This window comes from Niabella sp., from assembly GCF_030150205.1.
Classification (GTDB): domain Bacteria; phylum Bacteroidota; class Bacteroidia; order Chitinophagales; family Chitinophagaceae; genus Niabella.
Genome location: NZ_JASLGT010000017.1, coordinates 243206 through 256453, shown reverse-complemented (window position 1 = coordinate 256453; position 13248 = coordinate 243206). Strand labels below are relative to the sequence as shown.

Annotated in this window: 12 protein-coding genes; 5 read left to right on the top strand and 7 right to left on the bottom strand. The window is 49.4% G+C overall.

Features of this window, described 5'->3' with window-relative positions:
* The gene (locus Q1V85_RS14920) at window positions 1-1395 is read right to left on the bottom strand and encodes an ATP-binding protein (protein WP_300601246.1); all 1395 of its coding nucleotides are present in this window, start codon (window positions 1393-1395) and stop codon (window positions 1-3) included.
* A gap of 715 nt (window positions 1396-2110) precedes the next feature.
* On the opposite strand from Q1V85_RS14920, the gene Q1V85_RS14915 reads away from it, so the two are divergent.
* The 3 genes from Q1V85_RS14915 (at window position 2111) to Q1V85_RS14905 (ending at window position 5886) form a co-directional block, all read left to right on the top strand.
* A complete protein-coding gene (locus Q1V85_RS14915) occupies window positions 2111-3832 on the top strand; it encodes a carbamoyltransferase C-terminal domain-containing protein (protein WP_300601245.1) in 1722 nt (573 codons plus the stop codon).
* A gap of 102 nt (window positions 3833-3934) precedes the next feature.
* Window positions 3935-4915, top strand: a complete 981-nt coding sequence (locus Q1V85_RS14910; RefSeq protein WP_300601244.1) for a glycosyltransferase family A protein — start codon at window positions 3935-3937, stop codon at window positions 4913-4915.
* A complete protein-coding gene (locus tag Q1V85_RS14905) occupies window positions 4912-5886 on the top strand; it encodes a glycosyltransferase family 9 protein (protein WP_300601243.1) in 975 nt (324 codons plus the stop codon). Before Q1V85_RS14910 ends, Q1V85_RS14905 begins: the two co-directional genes overlap by 4 nt.
* Here the strand turns inward: Q1V85_RS14905 and Q1V85_RS14900 are convergent.
* The 5 genes from Q1V85_RS14900 to Q1V85_RS14880 are packed head-to-tail and all read right to left on the bottom strand — an operon-like array spanning window position 5829 to window position 11238.
* Window positions 5829-6926, bottom strand: coding sequence for a glycosyltransferase family 9 protein (locus Q1V85_RS14900; protein WP_300601242.1), 1098 nt, complete (start codon window positions 6924-6926; stop codon window positions 5829-5831). The genes Q1V85_RS14905 and Q1V85_RS14900 overlap by 58 nt on opposite strands.
* A gap of 1 nt (window position 6927) precedes the next feature.
* Window positions 6928-8412, bottom strand: coding sequence for a D-glycero-beta-D-manno-heptose 1-phosphate adenylyltransferase (gene rfaE2 / locus Q1V85_RS14895; RefSeq protein ID WP_300601241.1), 1485 nt, complete (start codon window positions 8410-8412; stop codon window positions 6928-6930).
* Complete coding sequence (locus Q1V85_RS14890; RefSeq protein ID WP_300601240.1) at window positions 8396-8962, bottom strand: HAD family hydrolase; 567 nt, start codon at window positions 8960-8962, stop codon at window positions 8396-8398. Before Q1V85_RS14890 ends, rfaE2 begins: the two co-directional genes overlap by 17 nt.
* A gap of 25 nt (window positions 8963-8987) precedes the next feature.
* Entirely contained in the window at window positions 8988-10241 is a 1254-nt protein-coding gene (locus Q1V85_RS14885; protein ID WP_300601239.1) for a glycosyltransferase, read from the bottom strand.
* A gap of 10 nt (window positions 10242-10251) precedes the next feature.
* Window positions 10252-11238, bottom strand: a complete 987-nt coding sequence (locus Q1V85_RS14880) for a glycosyltransferase family 4 protein (RefSeq protein WP_300601238.1) — start codon at window positions 11236-11238, stop codon at window positions 10252-10254.
* A 241-nt stretch (window positions 11239-11479) separates the two neighbouring features.
* On the opposite strand from Q1V85_RS14880, the gene Q1V85_RS14875 reads away from it, so the two are divergent.
* Window positions 11480-12169, top strand: a complete 690-nt coding sequence (locus Q1V85_RS14875) for a hypothetical protein (RefSeq protein ID WP_300601237.1) — start codon at window positions 11480-11482, stop codon at window positions 12167-12169.
* 243 nt (window positions 12170-12412) lie between these two features.
* Window positions 12413-12610, top strand: a complete 198-nt coding sequence (locus tag Q1V85_RS14870; RefSeq protein WP_300601236.1) for a DUF6496 domain-containing protein — start codon at window positions 12413-12415, stop codon at window positions 12608-12610.
* Window positions 12611-12634: 24 nt separating this feature from the next.
* Here Q1V85_RS14870 and Q1V85_RS14865 read toward each other — a convergent pair whose 3' ends face one another.
* Window positions 12635-13135, bottom strand: a complete 501-nt coding sequence (locus Q1V85_RS14865; RefSeq protein WP_300601235.1) for a CinA family protein — start codon at window positions 13133-13135, stop codon at window positions 12635-12637.
* Window positions 13136-13248: the final 113 nt, after the last annotated feature.

The window sequence follows — 13248 nt, the reverse complement described above, 5'->3', positions numbered from 1 at the left end:
TTAGACCAGGTTCAGCGCAACAATAAAAACGGTCCCCTTCCCCTGCGCGCTGTCTACCCGGATACTTCCCTTGTGATTGATGATTATATTCTGCGTATTGGTGAGGCCCAGCCCGTTTCCTTTATTCTTTAATGTAAAATACGGTTCAAAAAGGTTCTGCAAGGTATTCTCATCCATCCCGCTTCCGTTGTCCCGCACTTCCACAATGCATTTGCCATTATCCTTCCGGGTGGTCAGTTCCAGCACTCCTTCCACGTGTTCCATAGCTTCAATGGCATTCACAATAATATTCAGCAATGCCAGCTTCATCCGTTCTTTATCAACCATCACATCACAAAGATCCGGCGAATAATTTTTAATTACCTGTATTTTCCGCAATAATAGCCGGTCTTTTGCCATATCCAGACTTTCATCCAGTATATTATTAATGTTTTCCCGTTGCTGATCCAGCTGCATAAACTTTGTGGCGTTCAGCAGATCCGCAACCATCTGGCTGATGCGGGTTGAATTGCGCCGGATGATGTTGATCAGCAGCTGCCCCTCCTCATCCTGCTCAATGCAGGAAATATCCCGCAATTGTTCTGTAGCCAGGGTAATATTGGTAAGCGGGTTGCGCACTTCATGTGCCACCACCCTTGATACACGGCCGATGCTTGCCAGCTTTTCGATGCCCCTTAGCTCATTCAGCTCAATATTCTTATCGCTCAGTTCTTTTATGTTTCCCTCCAACTCCAGCCGGTATTGGTCAGCAACCGTATTTGCTTTCTTTTTCTGCCGGTACTGACTATTGAAGGTGATGACCGCATACAATACCGCAATCAGCGCCATAAACAGGGACAACAGCGTTACTGCCTCTGTACTGGTATAAAAATTATTGAGCTTCGACATCCGCTTTTTCATGAGCTGTTCTTCGATCGCAGTCATGGTTCCGATCTGCGCATAAATACGATCCACCTGAGCCAGCCTCTCCGGCCCAACTGCAGCGTTTTGTAAAGCTTCTGATGTTTGCTGATGCGGTGCAATGGCGCCGGACAGATCCGATAGCCTTCGGTTGGTTATCGTATGTAACAGGTCCTCATTTGCCGATTGAAGCGGATCGGCCTCCGTTAGCTTTTGCATTTCTTTATGCAATTGATCAAGGTTCGTTTGGGCAGCATAAAAACCATCCAGGAACTGTGGTTGCTGATTGATAATATAACCACGCACATTTGACTCCGCTTCACTTATGGCCATTTTGATATCACCCATCTTATTGATCAGTGTATAGTTGCTAACGATCCAGTTCTTTTCCTGTTGCAGCCGGCGGTTAGTTGCAAAGATCAGGATATACGACACCAGTAGCAACAGGGAAGAAAGGGCGTACCCAAACCTTATTTTATTCAAGGATAATATCATAATGAAAAAGTTATATAAAGACCGGACTACAATGCAACAGACAATTCTTTATAAGAGGCAGGTGCCGGACCAAAGGGGAAATAAGTGAGTGCCCATCCTATTTATCGTTCTTACATAGTGCGTGTTACCCCATCTGTATGGGCCGATATGAGATAGGGTTTCGTAAATATACAAAATTTTCCTGAATTATAACCCGTCAGGTAAATGCGGGTGTCATTCAAATCTTTGCTATGAATGAAATCAAAAAAAGGAATGCCATACTGCTATACTGTTTGCACTGCAACACCAGTGCGGTGATGACAACCGCTCCTGCTATCCGCTGAAGATGTCGCCCCGGGCTTATTGCGCAAGCTATCCCGGTTTCAGGTTTTTGAGAATGATGATTCAACATTGAGTTTTTAACAATCGATGCAGGCCTTGTTGAGCCAGGCACTCCTTCATAAACAACTGCTTCAGGCGCGTATTCTTTTTAACCTGCGAAAAGTTGCAATGTATTCCAGATGCATAGTAGTCATACAATGCGAACGATTCCGGTATACGTCTTCTTGTTTGCCCCGGGGAAATAATTCCTCATCCTGCGTTATTTGCTGTGCCATTTCTTGCCGGTTTAAAAAAGAAACAAACGCCTGCAGATACCAGGAGCGTTTTATTTTCAGATGGCGGGTTATTTGTTGATACCACCAGTAATAAGCAAACCCTTTCAAATTTTTGAATTATGTATACACTAGGAATCAACGCTGCCTTTCACGACTCTGCAGCCAGCATTGTAAAAGACGGAAAGCTCATCGCAGCTGCAGAAGAGGAACGGTTCACACAAATCAAACACGGTAAACGGCCCATCCCTTTCTCTACTTATGAACTGCCTTATCATGCTATTGATTATTGCCTGCAGGCAGCCGGCATCCATATAAATGAAATAGACCATATGGCATACTCCTTTGATCCGCGTTTGTTATTGAACGGATCTGCAGCAAAGGAAGAGATCCGGCTCCCTCTGCGGTCACCGGTTAAACAGCAGGCAGAAAATGAAGCCAATCCCTGGGAGCCGTTGTTCCTGTCCTATATTCTCAATGCGCCGGAGCACCTGGTTGACGGATACCCGCATCACCTGCAGGAGCGTTTTTACCAGGCTCGGGTACGGCCGGGACACTGGCATTTTATTGACCACCACCTTGCACATGCGGCAAGCGCTTTTTTGCCTTCGCCGTTTAATGAGGCCGCCATATTAACCCTCGATGGCCGGGGTGAGCTGGCCACTACCAGCTTTAATGTAGGCACCGGCACCGACATACAACGCATCCGGCAGGTAGATATGCCACATTCATTGGGATTGCTTTATGAGCAGGTAACCCGTCACCTGGGATTTTTACATTCCTCCGATGAATACCGGGTAATGGCCCTTGCCTCTTTTGGAAAGCCCACATTTGTAACCGAATTCCGGGATATGATTACGCTGAATAACGATGGTACCTATACCATCAGCCAGGAAGACCTTACCCGGCGCTTAGGTCCTGCCCGGAAGAGGGGCGCTCCCTTTACCAGCCATCATTTCAACATTGCGCATTCCGTACAGGTCGTTTTGCAGGAAACAGCGCTGGAATTAGCCAGCTGGCTTAAAAAAGAAACCGGGCAACGCTATCTGTGCCTTGCCGGTGGAGTGGCATTGAACTGCGTACTCAACGCCTGCCTGCGGGATGCAGGATTATTTAAAGACATCTGGATACAGCCCGCCGCAGGAGATGCCGGCACGGCCCTGGGTGCCGCTTTATGGGCTGATGCGCAATTGCGGGGTGGCCAGCCGGAACGGAATTTTAAAATGGAGCACGCGTTCTGGGGACCCGGTTATTCAGACGAAGCCGTTGAAAATTTTTTAAAATGGTCTAAAACACCCTATAAAAAATTAGCAGACGTGGCAGCCGAAACCGCTTCGCTGTTGGCGCAGGGTCGCATCATTGGCTGGTTCCAGGGGCGCATGGAATTTGGCCCAAGAGCCCTGGGCGCCCGTTCCATCCTGGCCTCCCCCATTACACCGTCTATGCAGGACCGTTTAAACGAACTGAAGGACCGGGAAGATTTCAGACCCGTAGCACCCGTGGTACTGGAAGAAGCGGCTGCCGATTGGTTTGAAGCCGCGCATACATCGCCCTTTATGTTATTTACTCACCAGGTACGTCCGGAGGTCCGCAACCGGATACCCGCGGTTTGTCACGTAGATGGCACTGCAAGGATCCAAACCATCAACCGGGAGCAACATCCCCGTTATTATGAAACACTCCGCGCCTTTCAGAAGCTTACAGGTGTACCCATACTGGTAAATACCTCTTTTAACTCCCTGGGCAAACCTATTGTTTGCAGTCCAAGAGACGCCCTTGAATGCTTTTGGACCACTCCTTTTGACGATCTTATTATCGGCAACTGTCATGTTTCCAAATCCTGATCTTTACAGTATGCGAAACGGATCGCCGGTTAACAGGCTCCAACACCGCCGTTCTTATTGAAAAACATTGTTGACACGTCCTTAAATTTTTTTCTTATGTATATGCCTGTTTCAGTAATTATCCCCACCTGCCGCCGGCCACAGCTCCTGGCACGTTGCCTCTCCGCGTTGGCTGCTCAAACGCTCTCCCATACCCGGTTTGAAGTAATTGTTGTATGTGACGGTCCCGACCCGGATACCACCGCTTTATTAAGGGCTTTTCAAAAAACCGCCGCCATACAAACGCGGTACCTGGTATTACCCCGCAACCAGGGCCCTGCGGCGGCGCGCAATGCCGGCTGGATGCAGGCGCATGGAAAATACATCGCCTTTACCGACGACGACTGCCTGCCCGATCCCCATTGGCTGGAAGCGATCTTAAACGCTTTTGAAACCGGGCAGGGAGCCGCCTTTCGCGGCAAAGTAAAAGTGCCCCTTCCGCACCGCCCCACAGATCATGAATGGAACACCCGCTTACTGGAAGATGCGCCCTTTATAACCGCTAATGCTGCCTGTACCAGGGCCGCCCTCTTAAAAACCGGAGGGTTCGACGAGCGGTTCCGTATGGCCTGGCGGGAAGACAGCGACCTGGAGTTTGCTCTTCGGGATAACGGCATCATCCCTCAATCGCTTCCGGAAGCACTGGTGGTACATCCGGTACGAACACCGGGCTGGGGCATTAGCATGAAGGAACAAAAGAAGGCCCTGTACAATGCCCTGCTTTATAAAAAATACCCGCTGTATTACAGGAAGTACGTCCGCCAGTTTATACCGCCCCTCTATTATGTAACGGTTGTGGCAGCACTGGGTGCCTTTCTATGCGCACTTTTGAATAGGCCGGCACTGGCCTATGCTTGTTTACTTACCTGGATCGTTTGCCTGGGCGTCTTTGTTTTTAAACGGCTCCGGCACACCAGCCGGTCAGCCGCTCATGTGCTGGAAATGATCTGTACATCGGTTTGCATTCCCTTCTCTTCTGTGTACTGGAACCTGCAGGGACGCCGGAAATTTAAGAACGTTTATACTTTGCAAAAGCCTTCATGAATATTGTTATTTTCAGAGTATTGAAACTCGGCGACCTTCTTTGCACGGTTCCCGCCTTTCGCGCGTTGCGCCAGGCCTTTCCCAAAGCACATATCACCTTAATGGGGATGCCCTGGGCGGCCGCATTTGCAGAACGATATGCTGCTTATATTGACGCATTTCTTCATTTTCCCGGTTATCCCGGCTTGCCGGAGCAGGAAGCTTCGCCGCTTGCATTTCAGCTTTTCCTGGCAAACATCAAAAAAAGAAAGATCGATCTGCTCTTACAACTCCAGGGCGATGGTTCCATTGTGAATGACCTGCTGGAACAATTTGAAGCAAGACTCCTGGCCGGCTTCTGCCTTCCGGAAGATCGCCGCGCCAAAAAAAGGTCCTTCCTGGTGTACCCTTCTCATCTGCACGAGATTCACCGCCATCTGGCGTTACTGCAACAGCTTTCAATACCTGCAGCCGGTGATGCGCTGGAATTCCCCATCACCCCAAAAGACGTTGCCGAATTTAATCAGATACAGCACCAGCTGCCGGCAACCGGATTTTTATGCATACACCCCGGTGCATCCGTTACGGAACGGCAATGGCCGCCGGGGTATTTTGCAAAGCTTGCGGATCATTTTGCGGCAAGGGGTTACCCGATTGTATTAACGGGTACGCCGGCGGAAAAGGCACTTACCGCAACCGTAGCCGGTATGATGCAGGCCCCGTCCATTGATCTGGCCGGTGTCACCACATTGGGCAGTATGGGCGTGCTACTCAGCCGGGCCAACGGAATCGTTACCAATTGTACCGGGGTCTCGCACCTCGCCGCCGCATTAAAATGCAGCAGTGTAGTCATTAGTATGGATGGAGAACCGCATCGCTGGGCACCATTAAACCAGCAGTTGCATCAAACAATCGACTGGATGAATTGCCATGATTATAACGCCGTGGTTGCAGCAGCAGAGCGGCTCTTTCCGGATCGCAGCAATTCATGAGCAGCCGCCATTATATTTCCGGTTGAAACCGGCATATCTTTCCATAAATAATGGCGATGCATAAATTGCAGGATCTCATTCCTGCTACGCTGCTCCTCCGCCACCTCAAAAAACAAGGTACAGGAAGGTACCATCCAGGGAAAATGCTGTGGATTGGTTTTGGCATAAAGGGCAATCACCGGTGTTTGAACAGCTGCTGCAATATGTAACGGAAGTGAATTGATGCTGATTAACAGGGCGCTCCTGTTTACGAGATCAATAAACTCATTCAGCTGTAGTTTCCCGGCAAACATATAACTGCCGGCTCCGATCTGCTGCTGGATCTCTGCCACCTCCGGCATATCTTCTGCACTGCCGGTAAGCACCACCGGCAGCTGCAGTTCCCGTAGCAGGGCGCCACCAATAGTAACCCAGGCGGGTACCGGCAGTTGCCGGCGAAGATCACGGGTACCGGCATGCAGCAAACACCAGCCACCGGCAGGATCCAGTCCTGCTTCGATCAGTTTCCCGGTTAAAGAAGGCGCAGCGGTGGCTGTAAGTTGCAGTTGCCGGTCAGCGGTATGGGCACCTATAGAAAATACCAGGTCCAGGTCCCGTTGTACCTGGTGTTTATCCATACAACGGAGCGGTTCCGGATCCGGCATCCAATGTGTTAACAACCGGTAAGGGTTTTCGCGGCAATAGGCCAGCCGTACAGGAATGCCGGCCATATACGCCAGCATGGCCGAAGGAAGCGGGTTCTGGCTGCTAACCGTAAAAATAACAGCCAGGTCAAAATTACCGGCCTTCAAACATTCTGCTAAACCGGCTATTGAGCCTTCTGCTCCCCGATGTTGTACCCAGGGCGCATTAAAGATCAGCACTTCATCAATCACCGGAATATAAGGCGCAATAGCCGCGCCCTGTTCAGAAGTCAGCAGCGTAATTGTTGCGTTGAAGGTTTCCTTTAACGCCCGCATGGCAGGCGTGCTCATCAATACATCCCCCATATTGTCCAGCCGCATACAAAGCACTTTCCGGATCGGTAGGGCTACCTTCATATCAGGAACCGGTTTTAAGTGCTATGGCTGGGTTAATCTTATGAATCATACCGGTGGTGGAACGGCCCGGCATCAGGGGCAGGATTTCTACCCTGCCGCCCCTGGCTTCTACCAGCGATGCCTCCGGTAATTTTTCCAGGGAATAATCGCCGCCCTTTACATAGATATCCGGCTGAATCCAGTCGATCAGCTCCATGGCTGTATCATCACCGGCGCTGCCAAAGGGAATCAGATGCGTAACACATGCCAGTGCGGCCAGCACTGCCTTCCGGTCTGCAAGCGGATTTACCGGGCGCTGTGCCCCTTTCAGCCTTCGCACGCTTTCATCAAAATTAATCCCCACAATCAAAACATCGCCCAGCGCGCGGGCCTGTGAAAGATAACTGATATGTCCCCGGTGCAGGATATCAAAACAACCATTGGTGAAAACGATTCGCTTCCCCATCGAACGGTACACTGCAACCAGCGAACATACCTGCTCCTTTGTTGAAAGTTCTTTGGTGCCCCTTGAAAAAAAGGCAGCCAGTTCAGCAGCTGTACAGCAACAGGTACGGTCTGTTTGCATCATACCCACGGCCGCTGCTGCCGATGCTATATCAAGGGACTGCGGCTCAGGAGCACCCGAAAGATGGGCAAGGGTAAAGGCGCTGAAGAACACATCACCAGCCCCTACCACGTTCACCTGTTCCCGTTGATACGGCGGGCAATGTCCGGCCAGTTTTCCCTCGTTAAAAACAACAGCGCCATCCTTATCGGCCGTCAGCGCCAGGATGCGGGCATTGGCACATGCATACAGCCGGTCACCAAAACCGCGTACCTGCTCCATACGCCCATCGTTCCGGGATGGTTCTTTTAGCAATTGAAGGGCTTCCCCATAATTGGGCTTTGCAAACTCCGGCTGCAATTCCCGGAACCGGTCCAGTCTTTTGGAATCAATAGCAATATACCGGTGATGCATTGCGGTTGCCTGTTGTATAACGTCAATGATATCCGCCGTAAGAATACCTTTATCATAATCGGAAATAACAATGGCATCGTGTTTGGGAATTTCCCGCATCAGCGTTGTTTTCAGCCATTCGGTTGCTTCCGGTGAAATTGGATCCGTTGTACCCGAATCAAACCGGGCCAGCAATTGCCTGCCGGCCATTACCCTTGTTTTTAAAAGTGTGCTGCGCCCGGGATCTTTTAATACGTTTACCTCTATCTGCTGATCCCGCAGCATCTGTATGGCTATTGCTGCTTCCGGATCGCCCCCCGCTACACTGCAGTAAGTAACCTGGGCCGACAGGCTGGAAAAATTAAGTGCCGCATTGGCACTGCCGCCCAGGGCATACTGACGCAGCATCACTTCCACTACCGGCACCGGACCTTCGGGGCACAGGCGTTGTGTTTCCCCCTGCACATAATGATCCAGGATCAGGTCACCGATCACCAGGATCTTCCATTTATTAAATTGTTTCACCGTCTCGTTAGGAAAACAGTTCATATGCTATGTTTTTAAGAATGATCGTAGTTGCTTCAAAAAGATCGGGCACCACAAAATCCGGCATGCGGTAAGGGCCCATTTTCCATTCGGTTTCGCCTCCGTTGTCTAAAAGGATTGTGCGGCATCCGGCCCGTTTACCCGCCTCCATATCATCCAGGATGTCGCCGATCATCCAGGAATCTTTCAAACGGATCTGTTCTGCAGTTGCTGCCTCAAGGAACATGCCCGGCGAAGGTTTGCGGCAACTACAGCTTTTGTTAAAAGGAGCCACCGATCCTTCAGGATGATGCGGGCAATAAAAAACACTGTCGAAAACCGCACCGGCAGCTTTTTCAATAGCTGTGACTGCCGTCCTAAAATCAGCTTCTGAAAAATAGCCCAGCGCAATACCGGGCTGGTTGGTTACCAGTACCATCTTAAACCCGCAGGCCCTTATCAGCTTGCAGAAGAACGCCGCGCCTTTATTTAATTCAATACGGTCCGGATCTACATTGTACGGTACATTTTTTATAAAGCACCCATCTTTATCTATAAATATTGCACGGTTCATAAAATATATTGATGCGGTTGCTGACTCAGACCACTTTTTCCATTCCCATATTGGCATCTGCGGTGATCTCCTGGTAAACGGCAGCCATTTTATGAGCGATCCGTTGCCAGGTAAATAATGTTTGTACCCTTGCCAGTCCGTTAACGCCCAATTGCGTTAAACAGCCGGGCTGCTTGCAAAGGTCTAAAACCGTATCCGCAAGTACCTGGGGATTCTCCGGCGGTACCAATGCTCCGGTTTCACCCTCTTTTATACTATAAGCAATGCCCCCCACCCGCGATCCGATCACAGGTGTTTGACAGGCCATTGCTTCCAGTGGCGTAATACCAAAAGGCTCGTACCAGGGCGTGGTTATAAAAATATCCGCCGCTGAATAATAATACTTCAGCTCCTGTTGTTCTTTCTGCCCTTCAAAACGAACCGCTGCGGTTACGCCCAGTTCCCCGCAAACATTTTGTAACCGGTTCAGTTCGGTATCCCGTTCCATATCCTGCAGGTTGCCGCCAACAATCAAAAGCCGGGCATCCAGGTGTTGACGCCGAAGTACGGCAAGGGCCCGGATCACATTCGCAATACCCTTGCGGGGTACGATCCTTCCCAGTTGCAAAAGTGTACACGCAGCTTCCGGCAGGTTCAAACGCTGTTTTGCTACTTCCCGCGGAACCCGGTAAAATTCGGAAGTATTGACACCGCAGGGCACCACCGCAATCTTTTCCTCCGGGGCATGGTAATAGCGGATAAGATCTTCCCGGTCCTGCGGACATTCGGCTATGATCCGGTCTGCAAAACGGATCGCATCCTGCTCAATCCGGATGCGCTCTACCGGAAACCGGTCGTTATTTCCCTGGTGCAGCCGGCGTATATGTCCCAGCGCATGAAACGTAACCACAAAGGGAATCCCCAGTATGATTTTGATTTCCATTGCTACCTGGGCCGACATAAAAAAGTTAGCATGGATCAGTTCATATTCCAATCCCTGTTGCAGGATAAAGTCTACCATATGACGCCTGAAATCCGTCATATAAGGCAGCAGCTGCTCCTTTTCTACATACTGCCTTGGGCCGGCAGGAATATGCACTACCCGTATGCGGTCATTACAACGAACAACCTGGGGCATATACGCATGTTCCCACCTGGTAAAAATATCAACCTGGTACCCGACCTTCGCCAGTTCACGGGTTAATTCCATTACATACACATTCTGACCTCCGGAATCCGTACTTCCCGGCATCGCTAACGGAGATGCATGTTCGCTAATGAATGCGATTCTTTTTTCCATAATTCAACATTTAACCTTGTAAAAAGGAAGACTTTAATGTGCGTTTTTTTAAGAGTGCTGTTTCAAATACATCCATCCACCGGCCAATGAATGTGTCTATATCAAATAACCGGCGGGCCGTCTCCTGCCCGGCAGCTCCGATCGTTTTTGCCAGTGCAGGATCTTCCAGCAGGCTGATCATTTTTTCTTTCAGGTATTCCGGATCTGTATGAATAAAACCATTTTTACCGTTTTCAATAACGGTAACCAGTTCGGTTGTTGCCAATCCTACCACCGGTATTCCATGCATCATGGCCTCGCAAACGGCCAGTGCCAGGCTGGTATGACGAACGGGATGAAACAGGAAGCGGTAATAACTGCGGAACAACGGTAGCTGCGGATGCAATACCTCACCAATACCGTCTTTCCCGTTACCCATACCTGCCAGGTCAACCGGGATGGTCTTCTTAACATCCCTGTATATATCCCATCCCAGGGTACGCCCGCGCTGCTCCAAGTGATTGATCACGACCAATCCTTTTTGCAATGTTCCTTTATACGGCACTCCATAATCAACAACACCATGCGGAATCACCGTGGTAGGTGTTTGATGATTATTCCACATCAGGCGGTTAAAATGCGTTACATGCACCAGCAACACATCCGGATCATCTACCCAATGCCGGGTATTTACGGCAGATCCATGCGGCGTATTATGTTCCAGGAAAATGCAGGGCAGCTTTCGCTGGGCTGCGGTAAGGATCTCGTACTGGTCCTTTTGATAGTTACGGGCAGACTGGTATAGTACCAGGTCAAAATCCAGTTCTTTTACGTCTTCCGTCGGGATCTCTTTTACATTGGCGCCAAAAGGAAAGGTATTGCCCCTGCCATAATATCCTTCACCACCATCTGGCTTAACGGGAATAAAGATTTCAAACGGACCTTGGGAGAGGTAGAAGAGATAGCTTCCATGTACATGCCAGGTAAAAATCCGGAACCGGTCTTCTTTTGCGATCATAGGAAACACTTTTCTCTTAAGTGTTCAAACATGAAGCCATTTCATTATGGCCTTAAGAAACGCAGGATCTGCTGTTAAATGTTGCTTTTTCTGCCCACCTGCCCAAACGAATGGTCATTTTTTTCCTCGAACAATAAGAAATACAATTGTTTAAAAAACGGTTACCCCAACCCATGTCCGGCTGCCGTTAACCCACGTATTAAGGCAGCATTTTTGAGCAGGATCTATATAAATATTTTTTATGTCTGTAGCATTAAAAACAACCCGGAAGAAAGCAACAGCCCGCAATAGCCGGCAGGATTACAATGCCCTTAAAGAATTTGGCGGCCAGGTCTATACCGGCATGCAGGTAGGCCGGAGTCATAAATGGAATTACGACAAAGGTGTATGGCAGGAGCGCAAAGCAACACCCGATCAATGGGATCTGACTTACTCCGTTATAAAACGGCGCGCAGGCAAGGCTCCCGAAGGTTCGGGTGTGCCGGTAGGTACCGGCTATCACTGGTTTATTTTATCGCATCAGTTTGTGCATAAACTCAATGCCAATGACTATAGCACCGCGATGACCGGCATTAAATTTAAGATTGCACACAAGCGTGCAGATAAGGACAAATGGAATCTTTCGGAAGCAGCCAAACGGAAGTTATTAATAAAAATGCTGAAGGCATTTATCACCAGTTTGGAAAGTGAACCTGAAAAAACCGAAGTAATTCCGCTGGACTTTGTATTTCAGTCGAAAAAATATGAAGGAAGAGCCGTGCCCTTGCTAACCACCTGTGCAGACGGGGTATGCCGGGATCTGGATATCACCTTAAATGATCAACATTACGGCATCATCCGTTGTACAAAAAATGGCTGGCGGATGACCGATGTAAAACCACAGAAACTGGTAAATACCATCGGTGCGCAAATCAGTCTTTGGTATGAATGATCTGTCTGGTAGGGTTCCGGCCGATGCTCTGGTTATTTATCTGTGCTAATTGCGAAACACCTGGTCCCGCTGATTTACGCGGATTGTTACGCTGATTACGCCGATCAATTTATCTGCGTTATATCTGCGCCATCTGCGGCTAACGTTCCGGTGATTTATGCAGATCGCTACGCAGGTTACGCCGATTCTTTTATCGGTAACTGGCAAGGCTTTTGTTTATCAACTAATAAAAAATATACGATTATGGCAAAGTATTCAAAAAAAGCAGGTGACAAGGTTGAGAAAACCATGCATGAAATGAAAAAAGGTGAGCTGAAAAGCGGCAGCGGCAAAAAAGTAACCAGCCGCAAACAAGCGGTGGCCATCGGTTTATCAGAAGCCCGGAAGGAAGGCGCCAAGGTTCCTAAAAAGGCAAGCCATAAAAAAACACAAAAGGCCTGATAACCCTGCCATATTCCGGTTACGCTAAAGCGATGCAGCAACCGCCGGGTTGAACGTATCTATAATTCGTTTTGCGGTATAGATAATTGTTTGCAGGATGATTGCCTCCGGTGACCCGGCAAATACCACCCTGTCGGAAAAAAGCTGCACGCCCGCCTTCATTCCATAAATAAACATGGTTCCAACGGGCTTTTCCGGCGTTTCACTTCCTCCCGGAGCCGGCAGCCCTGTAATGCCCACATGTATATCGGCTGGGATCAGCGGTACCAATCCCCGGGTAATGGCCTCCGTTACAGCTTCAGATTCGGGTGTGTACCTTTCAACCAGCGCTGCAGCTACGTTCAGTACCCGCTCCTTCAGGGAAGCATCATAGCACACAAAACCTCCTTTTAGAAAATCACCGGCGCCCGGCAGCAGGGCAAATTCGGCAGTGAGCCGCCCGGCCGTGGCACTTTCGGCAAATGCAATAGTAAGCTTCCGTTCCTTCAATTGTTTTCCGCATTCCATAAGATACGCTTCCACCATAGGATAAAATTTAAAATATTAAGAGGCCGTTAGGCCCGGTTTGGCTTGATTTTTTTCTTATTACATGGGCCGCAACGGTCCTTTACAACAAAACCCGTATCGGACCGGCGTGC

Bases quoted from the DNA above. Each gene is read 5' to 3' on its own strand.
- Q1V85_RS14905 (WP_300601243.1), top strand. From the start codon at position 4,912: ATGAATATTGTTATTTTCAGAGTATTGAAACTCGGCGACCTTCTTTGC.
- Q1V85_RS14900 (WP_300601242.1), bottom strand. From the start codon at position 6,926: ATGAAGGTAGCCCTACCGATCCGGAAAGTGCTTTGTATGCGGCTGGAC.
- Q1V85_RS14870 (WP_300601236.1), top strand. From the start codon at position 12,413: ATGGCAAAGTATTCAAAAAAAGCAGGTGACAAGGTTGAGAAAACCATG.
- Q1V85_RS14920 (WP_300601246.1), bottom strand. From the start codon at position 1,395: ATGATATTATCCTTGAATAAAATAAGGTTTGGGTACGCCCTTTCTTCC.
- Q1V85_RS14890 (WP_300601240.1), bottom strand. From the start codon at position 8,962: ATGAACCGTGCAATATTTATAGATAAAGATGGGTGCTTTATAAAAAAT.
- Q1V85_RS14875 (WP_300601237.1), top strand. From the start codon at position 11,480: ATGTCTGTAGCATTAAAAACAACCCGGAAGAAAGCAACAGCCCGCAAT.
- Q1V85_RS14910 (WP_300601244.1), top strand. From the start codon at position 3,935: ATGCCTGTTTCAGTAATTATCCCCACCTGCCGCCGGCCACAGCTCCTG.
- Q1V85_RS14880 (WP_300601238.1), bottom strand. From the start codon at position 11,238: ATGATCGCAAAAGAAGACCGGTTCCGGATTTTTACCTGGCATGTACAT.
- Q1V85_RS14885 (WP_300601239.1), bottom strand. From the start codon at position 10,241: ATGGAAAAAAGAATCGCATTCATTAGCGAACATGCATCTCCGTTAGCG.
- Q1V85_RS14865 (WP_300601235.1), bottom strand. From the start codon at position 13,135: ATGGTGGAAGCGTATCTTATGGAATGCGGAAAACAATTGAAGGAACGG.
- rfaE2 (WP_300601241.1), bottom strand. From the start codon at position 8,412: ATGAACTGTTTTCCTAACGAGACGGTGAAACAATTTAATAAATGGAAG.
- Q1V85_RS14915 (WP_300601245.1), top strand. From the start codon at position 2,111: ATGTATACACTAGGAATCAACGCTGCCTTTCACGACTCTGCAGCCAGC.